This window comes from Lachnoclostridium sp. Marseille-P6806, from assembly GCF_900625025.1.
GTDB lineage: Bacteria > Bacillota > Clostridia > Lachnospirales > Lachnospiraceae > CAG-791.
On the sequence record NZ_LR130574.1, the window covers coordinates 281,832 to 307,859 of the forward strand.

Annotated in this window: 25 protein-coding genes; 4 read left to right on the top strand and 21 right to left on the bottom strand. The window is 58.6% G+C overall.

Features of this window, described 5'->3' with window-relative positions; genetic code table 11:
- Positions 1-26: 26 nt before the first annotated feature.
- The 17 genes from E0E20_RS01185 to E0E20_RS01260 form a co-directional block, all read right to left on the bottom strand.
- Complete coding sequence (locus E0E20_RS01185; protein WP_130836243.1) at positions 27-1,685, bottom strand: hypothetical protein; 1,659 nt, start codon at positions 1,683-1,685, stop codon at positions 27-29.
- 264 nt (positions 1,686-1,949) lie between these two features.
- Positions 1,950-3,056 (bottom strand): branched-chain amino acid aminotransferase, encoded by a 1,107-nt coding sequence (locus E0E20_RS01190; RefSeq protein ID WP_130836244.1) that lies wholly within the window; start codon positions 3,054-3,056, stop codon positions 1,950-1,952.
- A 78-nt stretch (positions 3,057-3,134) separates the two neighbouring features.
- Positions 3,135-4,337, bottom strand: coding sequence for a glycosyltransferase family 2 protein (locus E0E20_RS01195; protein ID WP_242622598.1), 1,203 nt, complete (start codon positions 4,335-4,337; stop codon positions 3,135-3,137).
- Between the two features lie 105 nt (positions 4,338-4,442).
- The gene (locus E0E20_RS14320) at positions 4,443-4,571 is read right to left on the bottom strand and encodes a hypothetical protein (protein ID WP_278045050.1); all 129 of its coding nucleotides are present in this window, start codon (positions 4,569-4,571) and stop codon (positions 4,443-4,445) included.
- Between the two features lie 5 nt (positions 4,572-4,576).
- Positions 4,577-5,896, bottom strand: a complete 1,320-nt coding sequence (locus E0E20_RS01200; RefSeq protein WP_130836245.1) for a glycosyltransferase — start codon at positions 5,894-5,896, stop codon at positions 4,577-4,579.
- Positions 5,897-5,922: 26 nt separating this feature from the next.
- The gene (locus E0E20_RS01205; RefSeq protein ID WP_130836246.1) at positions 5,923-7,263 is read right to left on the bottom strand and encodes a glycosyltransferase family 4 protein; all 1,341 of its coding nucleotides are present in this window, start codon (positions 7,261-7,263) and stop codon (positions 5,923-5,925) included.
- Entirely contained in the window at positions 7,260-8,081 is an 822-nt protein-coding gene (locus tag E0E20_RS01210) for a glycosyltransferase (RefSeq protein ID WP_242622619.1), read from the bottom strand. Before E0E20_RS01210 ends, E0E20_RS01205 begins: the two co-directional genes overlap by 4 nt.
- Positions 8,082-8,103: 22 nt before the next feature.
- Positions 8,104-9,297: an EpsG family protein gene (locus tag E0E20_RS01215; protein ID WP_130836248.1), complete on the bottom strand. Its 1,194-nt coding sequence runs from the start codon at positions 9,295-9,297 to the stop codon at positions 8,104-8,106.
- Positions 9,294-10,079: a glycosyltransferase gene (locus E0E20_RS01220; RefSeq protein WP_130836249.1), complete on the bottom strand. Its 786-nt coding sequence runs from the start codon at positions 10,077-10,079 to the stop codon at positions 9,294-9,296. The genes E0E20_RS01215 and E0E20_RS01220 overlap by 4 nt, the downstream gene beginning before the upstream one ends.
- Positions 10,048-11,232 (bottom strand): YveK family protein, encoded by a 1,185-nt coding sequence (locus E0E20_RS01225; RefSeq protein ID WP_130836250.1) that lies wholly within the window; start codon positions 11,230-11,232, stop codon positions 10,048-10,050. The genes E0E20_RS01220 and E0E20_RS01225 overlap by 32 nt, the downstream gene beginning before the upstream one ends.
- Entirely contained in the window at positions 11,219-12,607 is a 1,389-nt protein-coding gene (locus E0E20_RS01230; protein WP_130836251.1) for an exopolysaccharide biosynthesis polyprenyl glycosylphosphotransferase, read from the bottom strand. Before E0E20_RS01230 ends, E0E20_RS01225 begins: the two co-directional genes overlap by 14 nt.
- Before the next feature lie 180 nt (positions 12,608-12,787).
- Positions 12,788-13,717, bottom strand: a complete 930-nt coding sequence (locus tag E0E20_RS01235; protein WP_130836252.1) for a glycosyltransferase family 2 protein — start codon at positions 13,715-13,717, stop codon at positions 12,788-12,790.
- 325 nt (positions 13,718-14,042) lie between these two features.
- Entirely contained in the window at positions 14,043-14,975 is a 933-nt protein-coding gene (locus E0E20_RS01240; RefSeq protein WP_165443927.1) for a helix-turn-helix transcriptional regulator, read from the bottom strand.
- A gap of 210 nt (positions 14,976-15,185) precedes the next feature.
- Positions 15,186-16,541 (bottom strand): DUF3810 domain-containing protein, encoded by a 1,356-nt coding sequence (locus E0E20_RS01245; protein ID WP_165443928.1) that lies wholly within the window; start codon positions 16,539-16,541, stop codon positions 15,186-15,188.
- Between the two features lie 180 nt (positions 16,542-16,721).
- A complete protein-coding gene (locus E0E20_RS01250; RefSeq protein WP_130836255.1) occupies positions 16,722-17,597 on the bottom strand; it encodes a carbon-nitrogen hydrolase family protein in 876 nt (291 codons plus the stop codon).
- A 22-nt stretch (positions 17,598-17,619) separates the two neighbouring features.
- Positions 17,620-18,480 carry an NAD(+) diphosphatase gene (nudC, locus tag E0E20_RS01255; protein WP_130836256.1) on the bottom strand — a complete coding sequence of 287 codons (861 nt, stop codon included), beginning with the start codon at positions 18,478-18,480 and terminating at the stop codon, positions 17,620-17,622.
- A gap of 17 nt (positions 18,481-18,497) precedes the next feature.
- Entirely contained in the window at positions 18,498-19,238 is a 741-nt protein-coding gene (locus tag E0E20_RS01260; RefSeq protein WP_130836257.1) for a YdcF family protein, read from the bottom strand.
- 120 nt (positions 19,239-19,358) lie between these two features.
- Between E0E20_RS01260 and E0E20_RS01265 the strand changes: the two genes are divergently transcribed.
- The 3 genes from E0E20_RS01265 to E0E20_RS01275 all read left to right on the top strand — a co-directional run bounded on the left by E0E20_RS01265 (position 19,359) and on the right by E0E20_RS01275 (position 21,541).
- Entirely contained in the window at positions 19,359-20,798 is a 1,440-nt protein-coding gene (locus tag E0E20_RS01265) for an MATE family efflux transporter (protein ID WP_130836258.1), read from the top strand.
- Positions 20,799-20,997: 199 nt separating this feature from the next.
- Positions 20,998-21,288: a helix-turn-helix domain-containing protein gene (locus E0E20_RS14385; RefSeq protein WP_330508646.1), complete on the top strand. Its 291-nt coding sequence runs from the start codon at positions 20,998-21,000 to the stop codon at positions 21,286-21,288.
- A complete protein-coding gene (locus E0E20_RS01275; protein ID WP_130836260.1) occupies positions 21,278-21,541 on the top strand; it encodes a histidine kinase in 264 nt (87 codons plus the stop codon). The genes E0E20_RS14385 and E0E20_RS01275 overlap by 11 nt, the downstream gene beginning before the upstream one ends.
- Before the next feature lie 60 nt (positions 21,542-21,601).
- Here the strand turns inward: E0E20_RS01275 and E0E20_RS01280 are convergent, their stop codons facing one another.
- The 4 genes from E0E20_RS01280 to E0E20_RS01295 form a co-directional block, all read right to left on the bottom strand.
- The gene (locus E0E20_RS01280) at positions 21,602-22,870 is read right to left on the bottom strand and encodes a prolyl oligopeptidase family serine peptidase (protein WP_130836261.1); all 1,269 of its coding nucleotides are present in this window, start codon (positions 22,868-22,870) and stop codon (positions 21,602-21,604) included.
- A 61-nt stretch (positions 22,871-22,931) separates the two neighbouring features.
- Positions 22,932-23,759: an alpha/beta hydrolase gene (locus tag E0E20_RS01285; RefSeq protein WP_242622599.1), complete on the bottom strand. Its 828-nt coding sequence runs from the start codon at positions 23,757-23,759 to the stop codon at positions 22,932-22,934.
- A gap of 2 nt (positions 23,760-23,761) precedes the next feature.
- Complete coding sequence (locus tag E0E20_RS01290) at positions 23,762-24,526, bottom strand: carbohydrate ABC transporter permease (protein WP_130836263.1); 765 nt, start codon at positions 24,524-24,526, stop codon at positions 23,762-23,764.
- A 54-nt stretch (positions 24,527-24,580) separates the two neighbouring features.
- On the bottom strand, positions 24,581-25,384 hold the full coding sequence (locus E0E20_RS01295) for an ABC transporter permease (protein ID WP_242622600.1): 804 nt from the start codon (positions 25,382-25,384) through the stop codon (positions 24,581-24,583).
- On the opposite strand from E0E20_RS01295, the gene E0E20_RS01300 reads away from it, so the two are divergent.
- Complete coding sequence (locus E0E20_RS01300) at positions 25,358-26,011, top strand: response regulator transcription factor (RefSeq protein WP_130836264.1); 654 nt, start codon at positions 25,358-25,360, stop codon at positions 26,009-26,011. The genes E0E20_RS01295 and E0E20_RS01300 overlap by 27 nt on opposite strands.
- Positions 26,012-26,028 lie beyond the last annotated feature (17 nt).

Sequence of the window (26,028 nt, forward strand, 5' to 3'; positions counted from 1 at the left end):
GAAAACTCTATATAATAACCGCGCCCTCACGCGGATATTATCACTGCGTAAACCAGAAAAAGCACTGCGGTGAGAAGCTTGATCCACGCCTCATGCTTCGCAAAAAAGGCAGTGACGCCGTGAAGCCTCCCCGTCGCCGCAATCACGGCCGTGAGCCCCGCGGACGGAAGCAGGATGCCAAGCGCATACAGAGCAAACATCGCCGCGCCCCCTCCCGTAAGTCCGTTCTCCCGCCTCGCAAGGGACAGGATGGATGCCGCATATAGCTGACCGGCGCAGAAAAATTCACCCGCTGAAATAACCAGTCCGAGGAGAAAGGCCGCCGGAAGAAGCAGTCTCTCCGTCCCCGCAAGCCTGCGGATCGCCGCATGCGCCGCGCGGCGGAGGCCCGCCGGAAGCTGCATCCTCACTCTGCCGAAATCCCTGCGGAACGCAAAGTACGCATCCCGGAAATTCATCACCGCCAGAACAGCGAAGACCACAGCCAGCGCAATGCCAAGCGCCCTCCCCGCTCTCCCTACCGTGCCGGAGGTCAGCGCGGCCGCCGCCCGGAACAGCACGACGCCCAGCAGGGCGTAGGCGGCAAACTTGCCCGCAAGATACATCACGGCGCTGGAAACGATCTTCTTTCCCGATGCGAGCAGCACGGAGAACAGCATGAGCAGCATGGAGACAGAGCACGGATTCAGTCCGACCGCCACGCCCTGCGCAAGAAGCGCGTACCACGGGATATCCGCCGCACGCCCCGGAGCAGCGCTCTCCGTCAGGGATTCCGCCGATGCGCTCCGGCTCTGCAGGCGCCGCAGCAGAATGCCGGCCGTCGTTTCCGCCTCGCCGCGCGGCGCGGCTCCGGGATTCGCATCGCCGGAATTTACGTTTCCGGAATTTGCTGCCGCCGTCTGATATTCCCCTTTCCATGCGAGCAGGGCGTCCCGGCAGGCATCGCCGCCCGAAGAGATTTCCTCTCCGAGAAAAAGACACGGCACCTGACGCTCTCCCTCCGGCTGTCCCTCCAGAAGAAGCTGCAGCGCCTCGCCGCAGCCCGGCTCGAGAATGCTGAACACCCGCACGGGAAGCGCCGGATATTTCCGCAGCAGCGCCTCCGCCTTTTGACAGTCCCCGCAGGATGCCGTCACAAAAAGGATCGCCGTTTCGCCGTCCTCCTGCATGCTGTCAAGCTCTATCATGAACTGGCGCAGCTCCGGAGAAGCGTCCGAAGAAGCACCCGAAAGCACCGTGTCTTCCTCCGCCGGAACCGCCGTACTCCATGAGGGATCCTCCATCACGCGACGGAGCTCCTCCCGTATCGCCGTATAGCCGACAAGCCGGATATCGCCGCAGATCAGCACCGGCAGCTCCATGGAGGGGTTCGCAGGCTCTCCGTCAGCCTCCGCCGTCTCACAAAAACGGAGATACAGCTCGTAATTCGCGCGCTCGAACACGTTCACTGCGCGGAGCTCGTAGTGCAGGGCGGCGCGTTCCTCCTCGCTGAATTCCTCTCGGAACAGCTCGTAGATCTTTTCGCTCTCGTCGCAGGAGGCGCAGGGATTATCATAAAAAAAATAGACGATCCGTGTCTCCTGCGCCCGGACGCGAAAGCATTCCCCAAAAACCGCGGCAGGAAGCAGCAGCGCCGCGAGGAAAGCCATCCCCCGTATCAGAATCTGTTTCTGTCTCCTCTGCATATTCTCCGCTTCGGCCGCTCCGCCTGCGGAGCTTCTCCGCGGGCGCCGCACCCCCGTATTGTTCAATCTGTACAGCAGGCCGATCAAAACAGGTGCTTCACTGCTCAAATTGTAACACGGATTTTTCTTGTTGTTAATTGTTTTTTATTATTTTTTATTGATTTCTATTGATTTTTATTGATGTGAACAAAAAAGAGACTGCAAAAGGCGATAAATTGCTTTTTGCAGTCTCCTGTATCCTTATAAAACAGAGGCGCCGTCCGCTCAGCAGATCGGGACGACCCAGCCCTCCGGGCCCTCGATGCGCCCGAGCTGAATGCCGGTCAGCGTATCATACAGCTTCGTCAGCACCGGCCCCATCTCTCCGCGGTTGTTGTCCTCAAAGACGATCTCTTTCCCGTGATCGTTGATGCAGCGGACGGGGCTGATGACCGCTGCGGTCCCGCAGAGCCCCATCTCCCGGAATGCGCCGATCTCGTCCAGATAAACCTCACGCTCCGTGACCTGAATGCCGAGGTAATCCCTCGCCACCACCTCAATCGAGCGGCGGGTGACAGAGGGAAGAATACTGTCGCTCCGCGGAATCACAAGATTTCCGTCCGCATCGACAAAAATCGTATTGGCGCCGCCGGTCTCCTCAATCTTGGTGCGGGTCGCCGGATCGAGATAAATATTCTCCGCAAAGCCCTCTTTATGGGCCTCCACGATGGCGTGCAGGCTCATGGCATAGTTCAGGCCGGCCTTGATGTTTCCTGTTCCACGGGGCGCGGCGCGGTCATAGTCGGACACCTTGATGTCAATCGGCTTTGCGCCGCCCTTAAAGTAGGGGCCCACCGGCGTCGTGAAGATGCGGAATTGGTAATCCTCCGCCGGCTTCACGCCGATCACCGGGCTGATGCCGAACATATACGGGCGAATGTACAGCGACGCGCCGCTCCCGTAGGGCGGAACCCACGCCTCGTTCGCCGCGACGACCTGCTTCACCGCGTCAACAAAGCGGTCCTGCGGGAACGGCGGCATCTCCAGCCGCAGCGCGGAATCATACATCCGCTGCGCGTTGAGATCCGGGCGGAAGCAGACGACGTGACCGTCCTCCGTCGTATACGCTTTGAGGCCCTCGAAGACGGACTGGGAATACTGCAGAACGCCCGCATCCTCGCTCATGACGATCTTGTCGTCGCTGATCAGCGCGCCTCCGTCCCACGCTCCGTCCGTAAAATTCGATACGTAGCGCTTGTCCGTGACGTGATATGCAAAATCCAGATTTCCCCAGTCAATGTCCTTTTTTTTCACCATCTCCGGCCTCCTGTTCTTCGTCAAAACGTCTGGCACCAAAACATTTGATACATAGTATAGTTCCGAAGATGGCATAATTCCAGTATTTTCTTTGAAAATCAGGCCGGCATCCCCCGATGCGGCGCTTCGTTCCGGGCAGCGCGCAAGGCAGGATCACCCCGCCCGCCGGAGCCGCCGGTGCACGTTCCGCGCAAGGCGAGGGCACAGCGTAAACAGCGCAAGATACAAACGGTTTTTCACCGTGAGCACCGGAATGAACAGCGTATCGGCAAAATGCGAGCGCAGATACCGCAGCGTCTCCACATAAAATGCATTGCCGACGTGCATGTCCCCAATCGGCACGTGCAGCATGTAGTCCATCCGCTCATAAAGACCGAAACGCCGGGCCGCCGCGCGGAGCGCCGGATATTTTTTCACGACCTCATCCTCCACATAATCGGCCTGCCGGACGATATCGATATAGGCCCTTGAAAACTGTCCCGCATTCGCCCGCCGGGTTGCCGATCCCGCGCGGTGCACCACGTGATAGCCGGTTTTCGGAATAAGAAGCACGCCCTCCGTATCAGGCAGCATCTCCATATGAAGACGGAAGTCCTCCCCCAGCGTTCCCTCGGGAAAGGGATGCGCAAGGAGCAGCGCCCGCGGCGTCAGCTTTGTGCAGTAGGAGGCATCTCCGGTATAGAGCAGAAGACTCCGCATAAATTCTTCGGGTGATATCCGCCTCTCCTGTGTCTGCGGAGGGAGCACGTCCGGGAGCCTGTGCCCGCTCTCATCCTCCTCCATGCGCCCCGTCTGCACCAGAAACGGCAGACTGCCGCCTGTTCCGCCGCCTTTCACAGCACCGCCGCCCGTCATATTCCCGCCGGGTGCGGCGTCCTCCGGCGCTGCCCCGGCAGAAGCGCCGCCCCCCGCCGCCTGCTGCCGGAGCCACGCCTCCACAAGGCTCTCGATCATGTCCGGCTCAATCCAGTCGTCCGAATCAACAAAGCCGATCAGATCACCGCGCGCCTTTGCCACTCCCAGATTTCTTGCACTGGACGCCCCGCCGTTCTCCTTATGAAATATGCGGATCCTCTCATCCGCCTCCGCCATCGACCGCATCAGCGCATAGGAGCCGTCCGCAGAGCCGTCGTCCACTAAAAGAATCTCGAGCCGCTCATAGCTCTGGCGCTGCACCGAGCCGACGCTGCGGCGCAGGAACGCTTCTGAATTGTAAACCGGTATGACAACCGAAATAAGGGGAGCTTCCATCCTCAGCCTCTCTCTGTTTTCATGATGCGCCTCAGCCAGCACAAAGGCGACGTCCGTAGCGATGCGCACCATGCGGAAGCGCCGGTGCATCACATCGCTCAGCACAACCGCCGCCAGATCGTTCGTCTCGATCCCCGCGTCGGATATGCGTGATGCCGTGCGTCAGAAAGGGAACCTCCGCGGCGCTAAGGCTCCGGAAGAGTCCCTGAATCAGCACGTTAGACGGATCCGCCCCAAATCAGACAGAAGAAAAAGGGTGACGCCGAAATACGCGACGACAAGCCCGGCAAAAAGGAGTGCAATCCGGATCAGCATCTCTTTCGTTCCTCTCACGTTCATGGCAATCACCATTCCTCTTTCGGCCGGACAAAGGGACGAAGCCGCGGTGCAGGGCTCATCGGGCCCTCCCGCGGCGGATCCCAGCCCTTCGGCAGAACCGGTTTCTCCTCCGCGCGGCAGGCGAGAATATACCGCGTGAAACGGAGCAGCTCCCGCGCCGCCGTCTCCGCATTCCAGAGCGTCCGTATCGTCTCCTCGGCCGCCCGGCCGAGACGCCGCACACGCTCCGGATCCTCCGTCAGCCACAGCGCCTTGCGGATAAAGTCCCGCTCGTCCTCCCCGGCAAACAGGAGGCCGTTCTCTCCGTGGCGGATGAGATAGGGCGAAGCGCCGGCCTCCGCCCCGGCGACCACCGCGCAGCCGCTGTTCATCGCCTCGTTCAGGACCGCGCCCCAGCCCTCAAGATGATTGCTGGGAAAGAGAAACACCTGCGCCCGCTCCATGAAAGCGCGCACCTCGTCCGGCGAAAGAAAGCCGCGAAAAACAACCGGGAAATCCTCCGCATCCGGAGGGTCTGCCTGCGCTCCTCCGCGCCGGCGCGCCGCGGCGCCCTCCGCCAGGACTCTCTTTGCCGGAACGTTCGCGGCGGAGCCCCGCGGCGCGCAGAGCCGTCTTTGCTCCGCGTATTCCCGGAGCTCCTCCTCCATCTCGCCGCCGCCGATCATATCAAGACGGAAGCGGACTCCTCTCTCACGGAGACGCTCCGCCAGATGCAAGGCAAATTCCGGATGCTTGTAGCCCGGCACGAAGCGCCCTGCGAAGAGGAGCCGCAGCGTCCCCTCCGCGTCCCGCTTTTTATATTCCTCCAAAGCGCCCTCCGCATAATGCCGGAGCTTTGGAAAGTAGCCCCAGCGGAAGCATTTGCCGGGGTAGCTCCGGATCAGCGCAAAATCCGACGCCGCATAGGCCCCGGCGCACAGCATCCAGCAGTCGCTCCTCCGGTATTTCGTATGCTCCCGGTATTTCGCAAGCAGCCCCCGGGGCGAAGCCGCCTTCCACTGTCCCTCCTTGTAGATGCGCTCGCTCACGCGGAGCAGCGGAAGCCCGGCAGCCAGTCTCTCTGCCGCAAGGTCAAAGCGATCCGTCCAGCCAAACAGCACCATATCACTCTCCATGATCCTTGTCCGGGCCGCCGCCTCGTCCTCATAGAGGCACAGCACGTACGGAAGCGCCGAAGTCTCCGCCGCCCAGCCCATCCGGATCCGCTCCTCCTCCATGGGCATGGTCTGGATAAAGCAGAAATCCACGTCCGGCTCCGCGAGCATCGCCTCGGCGAAAGGGATCTGATGATGATTGATATAGTTGGAGACAAAGGTAAACCGCATAGCTCCCCCGCAGACTCCGGCGCGCCTCAGCCGCGGGCCGGCGTTCCCATGATCGAACGGTAAATCGAAAGCAGCCTCTTGAAATTGGTGTCCGGATTGTGCGTCACCTGCGCCGTCCGGCGCGCATGGGTTCCCAGCGTCCGTGCCAGTTCATCGTCATAGAACAGCGCTTTCACGCCCTCCGCCAGCTCATCGTACTTCCCGCCCGGAAAGAGGATGCCGTCCTCACCGTCGGAAAGAAGATCCGGCACGCCGCCCACCTTGGCCGCCACGCAGGGCACGCCCAGCAGCATCGCCTCACACAGCGAATTGGGTGAGTTCTCCATGATCGAGGCGCAGACGAACACATGCGACCGGAGAAACTGCTCTTTCATCTGCTGTGCGTCAAGCCGCCCCAGCATGATCACATGACCGCCGAGCCGGTTTTTCCGGATCAGCTTCCGGAGATACCTGCCGTAGGCCGTGATCCGAAGCGGCAGAGGAACCCTCTTCTTTTCCCGGAGCCGGCCCCCCACCCCGCCGATGATGGAGTTCCCGGAGACATAGAGCTTTGCGTCCGGAAACGCGCGCAGAATCGACGGCATCGCCTCCAGCATGTAGTGAAAGCCCTTGAGCGGATAATCGCCCTGACTCAGAAAAATGCTGTGCGGCTCGATATGCGCCGGATCCCATTCCCCGGAATAAAAATCATTCCGCAGCGTCTCGTTCATCATGTGGTACACCGCGTCGGGATTGATCTCCCCCGCGGCCGCACGGTCAAAGCCCGTCCGCCCGGTGATGTGCGCAGTATGCGCGAGCGCCTGTTCCTCCATGCGGGCGCGCACACGGAACTTGTGCTGCTGCTCCCGCAGAGAATCCCTGCGCACGCGGTCGCGAAACGTTGCGCCCCGCTGCACCCGGTACGGGAGATCCGCCATATAGCGCTCTGCAATGCTGCCGCACATTCCCTGTATTCCGATCAGCGTGCGCGTCGGATTGCGGAACGCCCGCACCATCGCCAGCGTATGCGGAAACTCCGTGCCGAAAATGTGTACGATATCCGGCCGGAAATCCGCAAGGATCCCCGCAAAGCGCAGCTCCAGCGAGCGGTCGTATACCTCCGGATGCTCCAGATTTTCCTGAAAGCCGTAAAAAACCACGCCCTCCAGTTCTCTGCGGCAGTCTCCGAGCGTCTCCGGAACTGGAAAGCACACTCCCAGATCAATATTCAGAAGCGCATCCTGCTCCCCGTTTTCGCGATAAACTTTCTGTTCCCTGCGCAGCCGTTCAAAGCTCCCGCTGAGCCAGCCCTCGCGACAGCTGTACGGAAGTCCCTCTGCTTTCGCGAATGCTGGCAGCATGATGTTGCAAAGCCAAAGTATTCTCATATATTCCCATCTGATGTCCCGCGCCGGTACAGGCGGTTTTTCAGTCCATGATAGAGCGCCGCCGTGTATTTGCCGCGGGAGAACTTCTCGCGGAGCGGCTGCAGCGTGAAAATCATATACAGTCGGAACAAAATCCGGCTTCTGAGCGGCAGGTACAGCGCGGTGACAAGGCGGTGCTCCTTTGCCGAGAGCCTGCGGTTTTCCCGCGTCTCCGAAAAGCCGCCCCCCTCGTAATCCGCGATCACCATCGGAAGCGCCGTCAGCTCCGCTCCCGCGCGGTACCGGCAGTACAGAAAATGTTCGTAATCCGCCCGTACCCGGAGATCCGTGTCGAAGCCTCTGTCCGCGAAGAGCGCGCGGCTGTAAAAGCAGGCCTGATGGCAGGGGAGATTGCGGTAGCAGGCAAAATCGTCCATCACCGGGCTCGCCGCCGCGATCTGTCCGGTCAGTCTCTCATAAATATCCCCGTAAAACAGCTGCGGCGCCGGGCGTTCTTTCCGCCGGACGATGGCATCATGCACCCGCCGGAGCACCTCCCTGTCATACAGGTGATCGCCGCAGTTGAGAAAGTAAAGGTACTCTCCCTCCGCCCTGCGGACCGCCTCGTTCATCGCGTCATAGATCCCGCAATCCCTGCCGGAAATGACGCGGATTCTGGCATCCTCCGGAATGGACGCAAGCGAGCCGTCCGAGGACTTTCCGTCCTTGACGATCACCTCATAATCGGCGAAGCTCTGCTCCCGGATGCTCTGCAGCGTCGTGCGCAGACGGTCTCCGGGATTGAAGCTCACCACGATAATGCTGAAAAAAGGATTCATCACAAATCTCTCATTGCCGCGGTCACCGGTTCACATCCGACCAGATCGCCGGCATCTCATGAAAAAGGAAGCTCTTATACGGCAGGAGCTTGATCGTCTCGTCCGGCATTTTGCGAAGCAGCATCACAAAATACAGCAGCGCCGCCGCGACGACCAGCGCCGCCGCAGCCTTTTTCCGACGTCGCTCCGCCGCCGTCCCCTCCGGCATGCTGCAAAGGAGCTCCGGGAGAAAGAATATCTGGGTGATGGTCAGGTAATAGCCGATCCGCGAGATAAACGGGATAAAGGAGGCGAATACATAAAGAAAAAGCGCCTCGATCTCACAGTAATAATAAAACCGGTTCCGCCGAAAACGCAGAGCCGCCGAAAACACCGCCGGAGCATTTTCCCGACCGCGCAGGAGCCATGCAAAGCCGATGACCGCCGCGCAGCGGACAACATTGCTCCAGCTGATTCCTCCGCTCGCAAGAAACTCCGTCCCCGCATAGGAGGGATAGAGCTTCACTGCGACGGCAAGCCAGAAGCCCTTTGTCGCGTATACCGCGCCGCCGAGAAGTGCAAGCGCCCACAGCATCCACGTCCGCCACGGCAGGAGAGCCAGCGGGTACAGCACCAGAACGATCAGCACCGATTTGTGAAAGGACGCCGCCGCGAGCACCACCAGCACGAAATAAGCAATTCTGCCGTCCAGCAGAAAGCGCAGCGCCCAGAGCACCACGGCCAGCACAAAATAATAGCGCACGGTGTTGTAGCTCTGAAAATAATAGCCGAACATCATAAAAAGAAAGAACGTGAGCGGAAAATTCTCCGCCTGCTCCCGCATCGCCAGCAGGAAGAAGCCGGCCGTCAGCGCCGCAAACACGGCGAAGACCAGCAGATAGTTCTCAAAGCCAGAGAGAGAATAAATCGCTCTCACCACCGCGTTGAAGCCGAACTCCGTCGCTACATAATCATAGGCCCCGCTGTCGATATTGTGAAAGAAATCGACATATTTGGCGTAATCATTGCCCGTGTTGACGCGCAGCGCCTCCGGGATCACCAACACAGAAAAGAGCAGCGCAAGGCAGAGCCGGGAGAGCGCGTCCTGCCTCGAGATCCCGCCCCGGAGGCGGAGACCGCAGCGGGACGCCGGCGCAGCATATTCCAGCGGCGCGCGCCGCCGCACCTGAGACGCCAGAAGCAGCGCCAGTCCTGTGACGATGAGATAAACAATCATTGCTCCCGAATCCCCTTTTTCATCAGCCGGTAGCAGGAAAGAAGCGGAATCTCACGGCACATCCGCCGGCGCTTGCGCAGCAGGAAAAGCAGCGCGAACGGCCGCGCCATCACGCCATAGAGGAAATGGTACAGCACCCCGCGGTCATAAAAGAATTTCTCATTATATCCCTTGAACCACGTCGATTCCTCGTCCTCGCTCCGCTTCCTCTCATGCCCGATGCTCACCGGCACTGCATAGATCCGAAGCCCCTTTTTCAGACAGTCGTGAATGAACAGCGAATCCTCGCCGTTGCTGTACTTCGCGCCGCCCCCGAAGAGCAGGGAAAAGCTCACGTTCGCCCGGTGCAGCCGATCCACCCGCGCACACATGCTGTACGTGGGATAGCGCCCGTAATTGTACCAGCGGACTCTCTTATGGCGGATGTTCTCGTAGGTGCGCCGGTGCTCGGTCGCCTGTACGTTGAACATCAGCACATCTGCCTGCGGATTCCTCTCAAATTCCCGCAGAATCTTCTCCTCGTAGTCGTCGTCATACACGATGTCCTCGTCGGCAAAGGCACACAGTTCAGTGTCCGCCCGCATCAGCGCATTGTTCCGGTTGAGGCCGACGCCCCGCTCCGCAAAGGAAAAGGCCCGGACTTTCCGGCCCCGGTGCACATACTCCTGATAGGAATACTCACGGCACTGATTGCAGATGATCGCCTCCGTGGACAAATTCATGTGCTCCGAGAGCATAACGACATTTTCCTCAACCGCCGCCACCAGAACCTGTATTCTCATTCCCGACCCGCTCTCCTTTGACCGCTCCGTTTTCCGTATCCGTTCCCGCAGACCGCCGCAGACTGCCGCGGCAGCAACGATAATACCGGTGAATAAATTTCATATCTGCACGATCTAGCGCAATCGCCTGCACCGGACAGCCCTGTTGCCGCAGCACGCTGAAAAGGTGATCCGCCGCCGCACCGCAGCGCACCCCGAAAGGAAGCGCCAGAACCACCGCTCCGGCCTCCCGAAGCGCCGCATACTCATCAGCGCGAAGCTCCGGGAGAGCTGTTCCTGTTTCCTCCGTTCCCGCCGGTCTCCTGCCCGCAGCTTCGCTCCGGCCTCCCGAAGCGCCGCTCCCGGAGGAAAAGGCCGGGAGACGAACCAGAACCGGCGGCCGGCCGTTCTCACCGCACTCTTTCAAGCGGGCGAGGTTCGCCGCAATCTCTCTCTCCCACTCCGCCGTGAGGCTCTGCCCCTCCTTGGCGCAAAGAAGTCCGAGCACCGGCACGCCATAGCGCCGCTCCGCATCCTCCGGGACATAGACCGCGTCGTTCACCGTCTCCCGCAGGAGCAGAACGCCGGCGCCCGTGAGCGCGCCGAGGAACAGTCCGAGCAGAATCGCGTTTTTCGTCCGGTTCGAGTACACGAGCATCGACGGGCCGCGCACCGACATTACCGTGATCCGGTCAAATTCCTTTGCCCCTGCTCCGAAGTGCTCAAGCGCGGAATTCACCGCCGCACCGATCGCCTCGGCCCGCGCAGGGGAATGATCTGTCACCGTAACGGTCATCACGCGGATGTCCGACAGGATCGCCGCCTTGACCTCCTCCCGCACCGTGTCAAGGCTGGCCCCCTCCGGGAGATTTTCCTCGATGGTGTCTGAAATCGCCGGATTCGCCGTCAGAAGATCCGTCCACGTCCAGCCGTTATAATAGTCGTAGGCCGTCTGCGTGTCCTCATTCACCGCATATTCCACATACAGCTTCGACACATATTCGTATTCGCGGACGCCCGAAAAAACCGTCGTCACAAGAAAATAGGCAAGAAAGCACAGAAGCGCCCCGAACCCCGCCCCGGCCGGCACGAGCCAGAGGCCGTGCAGCACCCGGAGATAGCGGACGCGCTGATTCAGTTCTTCGGTTCCGTATCGCAGATTATGTCTCGTCATTTTTCATCGCCGTGGTCTGACCCTCGCCGACGCCCTCCGTACTTTCCGGCTGCACCAGAATCTTGAGCGTAAGGAGCATGAGCTTCAGATCGAGGCCGACTGAATAGTTCTGTATGTATGTGAGATCCAGCTTCAGCTTGTCATAGGGCGTCGTATTGTATTTGCCGTAGATCTGCGCATAGCCGGCAAGTCCCGCCTTGACGCGGGTCCGAAACGCAAACTCGGGCATCTCCTCCATATACTGCCGGATGATCTGCGGGCGCTCCGGCCGGGGCCCGATAAAGCTCATTTCCCCCCGCAGGACATTGAAAAGCTGCGGCAGTTCATCGATCCGGCAGGTGCGGATAAAGCGTCCCACCGGCGTGATCCTGTCGTCATTCTGCGCGGCAAGGCGTGCCACGCCGTCCTTTTCGGCATCCACGCGCATGCTGCGGAATTTGATGATGCGAAATTCTTTCATCCCCTGCGTGCAGCGAGTCTGCCGGTAAAACACCGGCCCGCGGTCATAAAAATAGATCGCGAGCGCCGTGATAAGAAAAACGGGCGAGCTGAGAATCAGCAGGAGCACCGCGCCGACAAGATCGATCGCCCGCTTCCAGAAGCGCTGCTCAAAGCTCAGCGCATATTCCCGGGTCATATACAGAGGCGTGTCCGACAGATGGATCTGGGCCGAGCCGCGCATCAGCACATCCGGTATCTTGGGCATCACATACATGCGGATGGCATGTCCGTAGCAGTACTTCATCAGCCGGTTCCGGTCCATGGTCGGGATATCCCACAGAACGACGGTTCCGAATGCCTCTGCCTTTTTTTCGACCGCCTCGATTCCCTCCGAAATATTCATGCACGCCGTAATCCGGTATTTATCCGGGCGGCCCGCAAATTTCGCCATGATATCCTCGATCGGCCGCTCCCCGTAGACGAGCAGCATGTCCCGGGGCGGAAACACCCGCTTGTACACAAAATCACTGATGTTGACCCAGAGCACGGCCAGCACGCACTGCAGCGCCAACAGCTTCCACATGGGTACCTGCGGCACAACCCAGTTCCGCATCAGGGAAATCTGGAAATAGGAAATCACATCGACCGCCGCGAGTGAAAAAATCTGCGACAAAATCACGTCAAAGGGCTTGAGATAGCCGATCTTATTTCCCTCATAGGTCCGCGTCAGGAAAAGAAGCAGGAAAAAATAGATCAGCAGGATCAGGATATGCCCCTTTACGTAAAATTTCAGTTTCAGCCGCACCAGCGGATAATAGGAATCAAACCAGATCCACGCATACAGCGCCGTCTGCAGCAGGAGCCCTACAAGGTCCATCTGCAGCGCAAGTATTCTCCGGAGCGATTCCCGTTTTGACGGCCTGCCTGTATTCATGTACCGCAATAATCCTCCATGCCGAAGCGTTCCTCAGCGAGGCACGCGCCGTAAAAGCACCCTGCGCCGGCGCGCAGGCTGCCGAGCCGCTTCGCGTCTCGTGCCGTCCCACTACGCAACTGCACTTTTCGCTCACGGATCAAATCAGCGCATCAGCGTGATTTTTCACACTATCTCCCCTCACAGCGTCTCTTTTACAATGTAGATCGGCCGGTGCTTTACCTCGAGATAGGTTTTTTCAAGATACTGGCCGACCGCTCCGAGGCACAGCATCTGCACGCCGCTGACCAGCAGAATAATACACACAAGAGACGGCCAGCCGCTGGTCGGATCGCCGAACACCAGCTTGCGGACAATGGTCAGCAGGATCATCAGCACCGAGGCGGCACAGAACAGCACGCCGGTGACGGAGGCGATCCGTAGGGGCGCCGCGGAAAAGCCCACAATACCGTCGACGGCATATTTGAAAAGGCTCCAGAAATTCCACTTTGTTTGCCCTTTCACCCTCTCAATGTTCTCGTACTCCACCCATTTCGTCCGAAAGCCGACCCAGCTGAAAATCCCCTTGGAAAAGCGGCAGTATTCCGTCATGGAGAGAATCGCATCCACGACCTGACGGCTCATGAGCCGGTAATCGCGGGCGCCGTCGACAATTTCGGTCTGCGACCAGCGGTTGATGAGCCGGTAGAAGCGGCGCGCAAACCACGAGCGGAGCTTCGGCTCGCCCGTTCTTGTGGTGCGCCGCGTCGCCGCCGTATCATAGCCCTCCATGAGATAGCCGTAGAGCTCCGGCAAGAGTGACGGCGGATCCTGCAGATCCGCGTCCATGATCGCCACGTAGTCGCCCTTGGAGCTCTGCATTCCGGCGTACATAGCCGCCTCTTTCCCGAAGTTGCGCGAAAAGGAGATCAGATGGACCGCGCCGTCCTCGGCCGCCAGCTTTTTCACCTCGGCCGCCGTCCCGTCAAGAGAACCGTCGTCCACATAGATCAGCTCGTAGCCAAGCCCATTCTCCTCAAAAAAGGGACGGTTCCGAATGAACTCGTCATAGAAATAACGTACATTCTCCTCTTCATTATAACAGGGCACCACCGCGCTGATCAGCTTCATAGACAACCTCCACCTCCACGGACAGAGCTTACAGTCAGGTAATTATATCACGAAAGCCAAGCCCTGCGGTTTTTGCACCGGAAGAATCCGCGTCATGCCTGCATGTAAGCGGTTCTTTCGCGTGCAAAAAGCATGGGGCGCAGCCCCGGAGCGAGAAAACGCGCCAGCGTTTGCGAGCGCCGCAGGGCGGTAATGCGGCGTGGACGGAGCGCCGCAGGGCGGTGATGCGGCGTGGACGGAGCGCCGCAGGGCGGTAATGCGGCGTGGACGGAGCGCCGCAGGGCGGTAATGCGGCGTGGACGGAGCGCCGCAGGGCGAAGCGCGCCTACTGCACGCGCTTCCCCGTCTTGTACTGCTTCGGCGTGACCCCCTTGAGCCGGCGGAATGTCTTGATCAGATGGCTGCTGTCTGCAAATCCCGTCTCCTGACTGATATAGCTCAGATCACAGTTGGTAAACAGAAGCAGGTCCTCCGCCTTGCTGATCCGGATATGCTCGATATACTCCTTGCACGAGCGGCCGTACAGGCTGTGAAAGCTGCGGGCAAAATAAGAGTAGCTCATGCTGCACAGCCCCGCAAGCTGTTCCACCCGCAGATCCTCTCCGGCATGGTTGTCAATATACGCCGTGATATTGTGAATCGAAATTCCCTCGGTATCCTCGGCGATGGCCACATCCAGATTGATTCCTTTTTCTCTCCAGAGGCGGACGATTTCCGTCATGATCATGGAGATGAGGCTCTGCACCATCAGATCATAGCCGTATTCCTTATTTTCCAGCTCCTCCCGTATTCTCGCCATGGTGTCGCCGATCCGCAGACCCGCGATCTGTTTTTTGGGGAAATACATCGGCGCATGCTGCTCATTGCCCGCCTTGCGCAGGATCACATCCATTTTCGGAACATAGCTGTTTCCGGAATGAAGCCGGCTCACATCAAATTTCAGAATCTCACATACCGCCCTCCGCTCTTCATTCTGAAAAAAGCAGTGCACAACCTCCGGACGCACCATGTAGAAATCACCGGCACGGACAAGCTGCGTCACGCCGTCGCTCTCCACGATCATCCCGCCGCGCAGCATATAAATGATTTCCATATAATAGTGCCAGTGCGGCCGCACCGGCATGGTGATCACGTTAGTGTCAAACAGAAGCGCTTCCTGCGGCTTGTTCAGCACATCCGACAGCTCTATGAGACTTCCGAGATTTGTCTGCCGTCCGACGTCAGAGCGTCTCCGGTCTCCCCCCTGATTCACTGCCATATCCTCCTCCATGCCGAAGCGTCCCCCAGCGAGGCACGCGCTGTAAAATACGCGCAGGCGGTTTTACAGCTGCGATCAGGGGCACTTTGGGCTTCGGCACAAATTGCCGTGCGCAAAAATCATCGCATCAGCGTGATTTTTCACACTACTCCTCCACGTTGAAAGCTCCCCGGAGGGGCTGTCGCCGCGTTCCTTTTCCGCTCTGCCGCCTCACTGCGCCGCCTGCTTTTCCTGCCACCATTCCAGAAGATGGACAACCACCAGAGCGTAGCTGCCCCGTCCTTCTGCTATACCGTTTGCTTTCATCGAAGCGTCCGACAGTGTCTCATTGGCTGACTGCAATGTCTCCGTGTCGATGACGGCGCTCTCCTCGACCGCCGCCCGGACATCCTCCCGCAGAAACTCCTGATCCCTGCGCACCTGCTTCGAGATTGCCGGCTGCTCCGCGTAGCGCGCCCGGTTTCTCCCGATCGACTCGTAGTAGGCGTTGTCCACATAATTCAGGATGCCCAGCCACCCGCTGTACCGGAACGCCGGGTCCCCGCTTTCCAAGCAGGCAAAAAAGCCGATCATATTGCAGTCGTCCTCCCTCATATACCCCTTAAGGTGCGCCAGCTCATGGCATAAGGTAAACGGAACGTGCATGACCGTCATATCGAGGTTGTAATTCGCCTCCATCGAAAACGGAAAATAATAGCCCTGCATTTCGGCCTGACTCATAAGGTGCGAGTACGCCATGCCCTTGGGCCGGGGATAAAATCCCTGAAGCTGCGGTATCTTCCGGTTCTCCGCCAGACGTCGAAGACAGCAGATCGCCTCCGCGGAGGCGTCCTCCCCGAGCAGAACCTCTCCGGCCGCATCGCGCGGCACAATCTCTGCAAGTCGGTTCGACTGCTCCGCAATATAATTCCGGAGCTGTCGGAGCGATTCCGCCGTGTCTGCGCCGTCCTCCGTCTCCGCTTCTGCCGCGGCCGGATCGCCGAGCGAAAACCCGGATGCATGATATACGATGAAGCAGTTCAGCGTCATAATCAGAACGACGACCGACACGAGCCACAATGATATTCTGCAAAAAACGGCGGCGGGCCGCCACAATCCGAGGCGAGACTTCCCGGGCGAAATTTTGCCGGCCGGGAACTTCTCAGCCGACGACACCTCAGCCGATGACCTCCCGACAGGCGACGGACCAGAATGGCCGTCCCGCCCCGTCCGCCGACGGCGGAACAACCCCGACAGGGCGCGGATTCCTCCCGCGGCGGCAAGCGCCGCTCCTGCCGCACACCAGAGCGCTCCCGCCGTGAGCATCACCTCTCCCACAGAAAACGGAGCAAGGCCGGTCAGCCGTCCGAGGCTCCCGACCCAAAGCGGAAAAATCCGGCACTGATACCAGTCGCAGAACGGAACGGAGGACCACGCCGCAAGATTCAGCAGCCCTGACAGCGCAAGGAGAAGCACCGGGAGCCTGCGTATTCCCGCTGTCCTCACGCCGCCGGAGACAGCGCGCGTTCTCCGCCTCCGCAGCGCTTTCGGTCTGCGCTTTTTTCTCCCGCTCGTTCCTGTGGTCATGAATCTATCCGCACTTCCCCGCGCCGCCGTCTTACGCAGCATTCTATAACGATTCTTACAGTTTTAAAAGGCACATCTGCGCCGTTTATAAATAGTATAGAATATATTTGTACAAGTTTCATGGGAAATCTCCGGTCCGGGTCCGCTCTGGGCTCGAACCGCCCCGCGAGGCGTTTCCCGTCACCGCCGAGAGTCCGGACGCAGAAATGGTTCCTCACAGCGCCGCTCCGTCAAGAGGCCGTAGCGATCCGGTCTGCGATAGGCGTTTCCCTGCACCTCCCGCCTGCGGTAGGCACGGAGCTGATCGAGATCGAGCTCCGCCATGAAAATCCCCTCTTTCTCATCGGCCTCTATTATTTTTGTATCGCGCGAATCCGGCTGTCCCGGAAGATAAGCCACGCCGTCAAACACGGTCGAATGGCCGTTGCAGTCGGGCGTCCCCGCCGGATAATTACAGGTCGCGATCGCCAGCATGTTTTCATAGGCCCGCCCCCGGAGCTGGGAGAGCCGGTTGATCTCCATGGGACACGCATTGGGAACCAGAATGAGCTCCGCCCCTTTCAGCATGAGGATCCGCGCACTTTCGGGAAACTCCCGGTCAAAGCATATCATCGCGCCGACCTGCACCCGGCCGACCGCGGTGTCCAGCTCTGCGGCATAAAAATCCTCCCCGGGAGCAAGGCCCGCCTCGGAGGCAAAGACGCAGGTATGAACCTTGGCATAGTCCAGCACCCGTCTCCCGCGGCGGTCAAAAAGCGCGAGCGCATTGCGCGGCGCCGGCTCACGGTGCTCAAGATAGGTGATCGCGACTGCCATATCGAGCCGGGCCGCCAGTTCCCCGAATTCCGTGACAAAGCGCCCGTCCGCCGGAACGCTCCGGCACAGTCTCTCCGACGGCTCCTGCGGAATGACATAGCCGCTGCTCCACATCTCCGGGAAAAGTGCGATATCGGCCCCCAGACGTTTCGCCTCCGCACAGGCGCTCTTTCCCTTTTCCAGCGCCTGGTCCTCGTCCGCCCCGGGCAGGAGCTGAAGCAGTGCAATGCGCAGTTTCATTCTGTCCGTCTCCTCTCTCCGCTCAGAACGTCCCCTCCCGGAAACGGCAGATCATTTCATTGGTAAGGCTCATGTTCTGAAATTCTTCGGTGATAGCCTGCCGCTCCACCCACTCGGCCTGCGCGAGTTCGGCGCTGTCCATCCGGATCGTGCGGTCCCCGTCCAGCTCACAAAAAAAGCCCAGCAGCAGATCCGAGTCAAAGCCCCACGGCTGCGATTTGTAATAGCGGATGTTCCGGACACGGATCCCGGCCTCCTCCATCACCTCCCGGCGCACGGTGTCCTCGGCCGTCTCCCCGATCTCACAGAAGCCCGCGATCAGGGCGTTTCCCTTATATTCCCTGCCGGCGTACCGCGTCATCAGGATGCGGCTGCCGTCGACGACGCCCACGATCACTGCCGGCATGATCTTCGGAAAAACCACATGTCCGCACGCCGGGCAGTTCATGGTGCGGAGCTTTGTTCCGACGCTCATTTTCGAGCCACACCGGCCGCAGTGGCGATTATCCATATACCACCAGAACAACTGATACGCCGTTTCTGCGGCAAAGCAAAGCTCCCGGGGAGACACGCTCCGAAGAACCCGGAGAGGCCGCTCCCTAAAGCCGAGGGCCAAGAGCCGTTCCGCCTCGTCCGGTCCCACCGGGGAGAGGCGTGTATAGACCCCTGCCCCTCCGAGAGAAAAGAGGTACTGAAAGCCGGTTTCTCCGGCAAGACACGACATCGCCTGCACCGCCTCGGGAAAACGCAGACGGCCGTCCTCTGTTTCTCCCGCAAAAAGTCTCCCAGCAGAACTGCCGAACAGAACCGCAATGTCTCCTCCCCCGGCGGCGCGAGACGTATATTCATTATGGAAGATGCCCTCTCCGATATCCTGTATCATCTGTTTTCCCCCGCTCTTCAAAGATTCCCGGCCGCCCAGTCCTTTACAATGCCGAACGTCTCGCGGAGCATGTTGTTTGGCAGATAAAAGCCGACCGAGGGGGCCGCGATGCCGCAGACCCACCCGTAGCCTGCCTTTCTGGCGATCCGGACGCCGCGGAACACATGGAAATTATTGGTGACAATCCCTACGGAGGCCTCCTCCGCGTTAAAATACGCGCTGCTGTTCCGGATATTCTCCACGGTATTCCCCGACTGGTTTTCCTCGATGATCCGCTCCGCGGCAATGCCCCGCTGCACAAGATACTTCTTCATAGCGGCGCCCTCCGGCTCCGGCTCGTTTGCCCCCTGCCCTCCGGAGACAATGCAGAGCGTGTCCGGGTTCTCCGCAAGGTAATCACAGGCTGTGTCCAGACGATAGCGCAGCACCCCGCTCGGACCCGTCGGTCTGACCTGTGCCCCCAGAACAACGAGATAATCAAGCCCCGGCTCGCCCCCGGCAAAGCAGCCCGGCAGGAGACACAGCCACGTGATCAGAACGGTCAGGCCGAAAACACCGGCAGAAATCAGCACCCCCGCCCGGACAGCCGCCGGAAACCTCCCCCACAGGTGAAAGCGCTGTACCAGCGCGCCGCCTGCAAAGAGCAGTCCCAGCGCGATCCAGACAAGATAAAATGAGGTTCCGGAGCCTGTCAGGAGGACGCATACGCCGTAGAACAGACAGAGCAGCGCCAGAACGATATACAGCACATGCAGCATGACTTTTTCCTCCTCCCACTTCTTTCTTAAATAATTATTGTAGCCTCCTGTTCCGCCGAATGCAAAAGAGATATTCCTGCTATAATAGGTTCCACGACAGTCTGAAAGGATCAGATTCCCATGAAGCACGATTACCTCGCCGAAATGAGAGAGGGGCGGCCCCTCACCACCACGCAGGAGATGCAGATGATACTGCGCCTCTCCCTTCCTGCCATTCTCGCCCAGATGACCAGCATCATCATGCAGTATATCGACGCCTCCATGGTCGGCCATCTCGGTGCGGATGCCACAGCCGCCATCGGTCTTCTCGGCCCCTCGACATGGCTTTTCGGCGGCATCGTCGGCGCGGTTTCCACCGGCTTTGCCGTGCAGGTCGCGCAGGCCGTCGGCGCCGGAAAGGACGGCACCGCCCGCGGGCTGGTGCGTCTCGGTCTCCTCTCCTCCTGTCTCATCGGCCTTTTGCTGCTCGCCGTCGGCGCATCGCTCCACCTCGTTCTTCCGAAGTGGCTCGGCGGCGCTCCGCAGATTCTTCATGATGCATCCGCCTATTTTCTCGTCTTCGCATTCACGCTGCCCGTGGCGCAGCTTGCGCATATCGCGGCCTCCATGCTGCAGGCAAGCGGAAACATGCGCTTCCCGAGCTCGGTTCAGATTCTGATGTGCGCGCTCGACGTGCTGTTCAACCGCCTGCTGATCTACGATGCCACCGCCGTGCCTTTCGGCGGCTCTGCTCTCGTGCTTCCCGGAGCGGGTCTCGGCGTTCTCGGCGCCGCGCTCGGGACAACGCTGGCGCAGGCTGCGGGAATGGCCATACTTCTGGGATATCTTCTTTTCTTCTCTCCGAAGCTCCGCCTCCGCCGCGGGGATCCCAAGCTCCCGAAGCGCCCCTATCTCGTCCGGGCCCTCCATTTAGCGCTTCCCGTCGCGGCGGAGCAGAGCGTCCTCTGCACCGCCCAGATCGCCGTCATCCGCATCATCGCCCCTCTCGGGACGGTCGCCGTCGCCGCCAATTCCCTCGGCATCACCACCGAGAGCTTCTGCTACATGCCCGGTTACGGCATATCCTCCGCCGCCGTCACGGTCATCGGACAGTCCGTCGGCGCCGGACGAAAGGACATGACGAGAAAGCTGGGCGTCATGGCGGTCATTCTCGGCATGGGCTTCATGAGCGTCACCGGCGTTCTTCTCTATCTCTTCGCACCCTCTCTCATAGGCATCCTCACGCCGGTTCCGGAGATCGTGGAACTCGGCGCGGCCTGTCTCCGCATCGAGGCGCTCGCAGAGCCTCTGTTTGCCGCCTCGATCGTCGCGGCCGGCGTGTTCCGCGGCGCCGGCAACACACTGTACCCCAGCCTCATCAATCTTCTCTCCATCTGGCTCATCCGCATTCCGGCGGCCGCTCTCCTGTCTCCCCGCATCGGACTTACCGGGGCGTGGATCGGCATGGCGCTCGATGTGAGCGTGCGGGGCCTCCTGTTTCTCCTCGTGCTCGCCGGTACGCAGTGGCTTGCCCGGGCCTATCCGGAGCTTCACCCGAAAAAAATCCGGCATCCGTCCTGATGTTCAGACGGACGCCGGATATCCTGAGATTTTATGACAACAAACCCGGCTGGACGGGCTGGAAATGGCCGCCGCCATCCGGAAGTTTTTGCCTGAGTGCCAGTTTATTTTTCTGAGCGGTTATTCGGATAAAGTCAGGCAAAACCCTCGCCCGAATATCTGCGCCGCCTGTACTGTCAGATTATGTTCTTATTTTTATATGCCGCCGAGAGCCGGGGCGTCCGGCCCATCACCGAGCAGACGGATTCCCTGCTGTACACCGCGGTCCGTCAGGAAACGCTCTCCGGGCTGTGGGACATTCTGCGTCAGACGGCGCAGGATTATGCGAGCTCACCGTGCCAAGGAGCTTCTCGCAGGTACCGGCCGCAAGTTCTATGAAATTGCCAACGCCGTCGGCTACGGAGACGGAAAATATTTTGTCAGGCTGTTCACCCGGGAGGTCGGGCTGTCGCCCAAGGAATACCGGAAGAGGCATTCGTATGAGGAATAAGCTCTTTCGCTGGCTGCAGTGGTCCGGCGTCGACCAGATCCGCCTCTACGTGGAGAATGATTATCCCTACTCCAATACCAGAACCAATGTCATCAAGAACGAGATCCGGCACGCGCAGCTCTATGTCGATATCCAGAACATGCGCTTTGAGGACCGCGTCTGCGCCCATTGGGAGCTCGATCCCTCGGCCTCTCCTGCGTCAGCAGCCCGGGGGCGGGGGAACGACGGTCACGGTTTATATTCCGGCGGTTGAGGAGCCGTAAACCGGCATGCCGGGTACATGTTCCCGCATTTCCCGTCCGGTGCTCTTTTGTTACTGTCTTCGCTGCCGCGCGAGCCAGTCAAATACGTCCGCCTGCCTGCCGTCCAGCATCACAGGACTGCCGTCATAGTCAAAATTGCAATCCCGGTTAAAGAGCGGGATCCATGCAAAATGGCCGATATATTCAAAAGGCGTCCCGTCCGGATTTTTCCACCCTTCATGCCGGTCCACGATGCAGTCGAAAAAACTGAAATGCAGATTCTTCGCGCCAGCTGCTTTCAGTCTCTGATAAGTCGCATCCGCCGTCTCTGCCGGAATGACCACCGGGTCATTCCTGGAATGAATGAACCACATCGGAAGCTTTGCCAGCTCACGGATCTGCGCATCCGAAATTGTATTGTCATAGAGCGCTTCACAGACAGGGAACGCCGCAGCAAAGAATCCGGGATAATCGATGCACATCCGGACGGTCATGAATCCTCCGTTGGAATCGCCGCCGATATAGATCCGGTCCCGGTCGATTCCCGGGTTTTTGCTGATAAACTCATCAATTACCGCTTTCAGCGCCCGGATATACATGCTCCTGCCAGTGCTGCCGTACTTATGGGACCCGTCGTCCAGCCACATGGTCGGACACTGGGGCACCAGCAGGTACGCGCCGTCAAAGAGTTCCTGAATTTCCGGCGTGATCATAGAGGTCACCTTGTTTCCCATATAAGCGATCTTTGTCTCAGATCCACCCTCACCCGCGCCGTGAAGCCAGAGGATGAGAGGCTTCTTTTCCTGCAAGGTCTGGGGAACATAGTAGCCGTAGCGCAGCGGCAGCTCCGGATCCGAAGACACCGACTCGCGGAACTCAGCGTAGTCGCTGCAGCGATTTCCGTACTTCCGGTCGAATACGAGCCCCGCACAAGCTCCTGATTCGGTGCGCACCGGTTTTGTCATAGTGATGCAGTACTCACTGATCACTGACACATTAAAGCCATCCGGAGCGGAAATCTCCGCCGTAATGGAATGAAGCGGTCCATAGGCCAGCTCCAGAGTAATGCAGTCTCCGCCGGGAGTCCTCCTGCCGCCCAGATCCGACGCATAGGCATCGGTCACTTCCGCATATCCAACGCTCGGTTCTTTCTTATCCCTCTCCAGCCAGTTAAGCGGCAGCTGCATGATCTCTCCGCGCCGGTTCCGTCTCTCCACATAGACACTGAATCCGTCTTTTTCCGGCTCTTGCGTCAGCTTGTTCTCCATGGGCAGAACCAGTTTCGTCACATAGGGGCCGAAATCGGTCACGCGCACGTCTGCAAAATATCCTCTTGCCATCGCCCTTTGCCTCCTTACCACAAAACAAAATCTGCTAAAACTTCTGTCGGTCTATTATACCTCATACTTTCAAATATCTGTCCAGGAAAGCCAGCACCTTGGCCGAAATCTCGTTCTGGTAGAAACGTGGATCAGCATGCCCCGCGCCCTCAATCACAGACAGCTGACAGGGGACGCCGCACACCTCCATCTGCTCATAGAACTTTTCACTCAGGACCACGGGGATGAAAGGATCTTTCGTCCCGTGCAGCAGGTAATACGGAGGGGTGTTTTCATCCATAAACGTCACTGCCTCCCGCTCTGCGTCGGTCACCGGCGTACCTTTTGGAACCAGCTGCTCCGCCGCTCCGTCGAGGCCGTCGCCACGGTTAATTCCCGAGGGGCCGTAAAAATCGACGACGGCCTGCACTGCGCTGGATTCCCCGAGATTCTCTCCCACATCAAATCTGGGCTCTCTTCCTGTGGCGCCTGCCATAGCGGCGAGGTATCCGCCGGCGGACTCTCCCATGATCCCCACATAGCGAGGGTCGATGCCATAGACCTCCGCATGAGCTCTCAGATACCGGATGGCCGCCTTGACATCTTCCAGATTCGAGGGATAGCGGGCGCTGTTGGAGAGCCGGTACTCCACGCTCGCCACCACATAGCCGCGCTCCACATAATAAGTCAGATACGGGATATATGCTCCCTTTTCCATCGTTAGGAAACCGCCGCCGCAGACCCACACAAGAAGGGGCCTCTTTTCTGCCGGACCGAAAGGACGGATAATATCCATCTTGAGATCGCGGTAATTACAAAATGGGAACCAATAGGGGACCTGAGCAAAGGTCACGTTTTCAATCATCGCGTACATGGGTTCTTTGACTGCTACTTCTATGATTTCTTTCATAATCAGCCTTTCACGCCTTCCAGCGTAATGCCTTTTACAAAGTTTTTCTGAATAAACGGATATACCACGATCACCGGCAGAATACCCAGGGTCGCCATGGCCATTCGGACAGTAGAGGTGGGGATCTGCGCCAGCCCCTGCTGGGCTCCGGAAATGTTGTTGGCGTTCTGCGCCAGTGCCTGGATATTCTGCATCAGACGGTTCAGAAGATTCTGAATCGTGAACAGCTCCGTATGCTTTACGATATAAATATAGCCGTTGTTCCAGTAGGCAAGGCCCGCAAACATGGCGATGGTGGCCATGATCGGCCTGGAGAGAGGCAAAGCGATCTTCACCATCGTGGTGACCTCACCCGCGCCGTCGATATAGGCCGCCTCCATAATTTCATCCGGAACGCTGGCAGTGAAATAGCTCTTCATAAGAAGCACATTGAAAGCATTCATCATCAGCGACGGTATCAGCAGACCGAAGATCGTGTCCTTGATGTGGAACATATTCGTATAGTTGATGTAGGTAGGGACGAGGCCTCCGTTGAACAGCATTGTAAAGAACACAAGGAAAGTCAAGGCGCCTCGGAAAGGCAGGTCTTTCTTGGATAAGCCATAGGCCAGCGTCGTGGTAAGAAACAATGCGCAGGCCGTCCCGATGCCTGTAATGATAAAGGACATACCGTAGGAGCGCAGAATCGGGATGAGCGCGGTCAGTGTCAGCAGAATCATAATCATATTTCCGATGATTTCAAACCGTATCTGTTCTTTTGTTCTCATGTTGTCTCCTTCATGCGGGAGTCGGACGACGGCACTGTCAAAAAATCTGCCTGCTTATACCAGCGCGCTGTCCGGATCGATCCTGCGGACCAGCAGATTGGCAATCAGAACCAGGACAAAACCAATGATCGACTGATAAAGGCCTGCCGCCGCTGACATGGAAATATTGCCGATTTGAATCAGGGACCGGTACACATAGGTATCGATGGTATTCGTCGTGGAGTACAGCGCGCCCTGATTCATCGGCACCTGATAGAATAAACCGAAATCGGAATAGAAGATTCTGCCGATGGCCATCAGCGTCAGCATGATCACGGTGGGCTTCAGGAGCGGTAGAGTAACGAAACGTATCTGCTGCCACTTGGACGCCCCGTCAATCGCCGCCGACTCATAGATGGACTTGTCGATGCCCATGATAGTAGAGAGATAGATAATGCAGTTGTAGCCGACGCTCTTCCATGCGCTCACAAAGATGAGGACAAAGGGCCAGTATTTCGGATCACTGTACCAGTCGACAGGAGTCCTGCCCAGCAGCGGCAGGATCGTATTGTTCATAAAACCGTTCTCGACGCTGAGAAAACCAAACACAAGATATCCGATGATAACGCTGGAGATCAGGTTAGGCAGCAGAATAGCCGACTGATAAAAGTTTTTGATTTTTCCGGTCAGTTCGCTGATGATGATCGCGACCAGAATTGCCATGAAGGTATTGACTGCGATAAACGCCAGGTTGTAAAGAATGGTGTTCCGTGTGATGACCCAGGCGTCGCTCGTCTTAAAGAGAAACTGGAAGTTCTTCATTCCGACAAAAGGACTGCCGAAGATTCCTTTTTGAATGTTGTACTGCTTGAAGGCCACGACAAGGTCTGGCAGCAGTTTACGAGAGATCGGATCGATGTGATGCTCTGCGACATCGACATGCCCCGGGGCAGCGGTCTTGATCTCCTTACCTGGGTCCGGGAGAACAAGTACACCACCGAGTGCATCTTTCTCACTTGTCACGCCAACTTTGACTACGCAGCCAGTGCGATTCGTCTGGATTCCACCGATTACCTGCTAAAACCCGTTTCTGCGCAACAGCTGGAAACAGCTGTAGGGCGGGCGGTGCAGCGTCTGGGCAGAATTTCTCTTGTAGAAGATCTGCCCTCCGGCGAGAGCGCTTCGGGCACAAGAGCTCTGATCCCCTCCATCCGAAAATACATCGTTGAACATCTCGCTGAGGATTTGGACCGGGACAGCATTGCCGCTGCCGTCCATCTCAGTCCCGACTATCTCTCCCACATCTTCCGGGAAAAAACCGGGGAATCTCTGTCTGCATATATCCTGAATCTGCGCATAGAAAAAGCGATGCGGCTTCTCTCCATGAGCAGTGCCAGCATCGCCGATATCGCATCTGAATGCGGATTCAACAATATTTCCTATTTTTCCAGGCAGTTCAAGGCCTGCACCGGCAAGACCCCCCATGAGTTTCAAAAGAACGGGTAAGCCCGCACCGCACATTG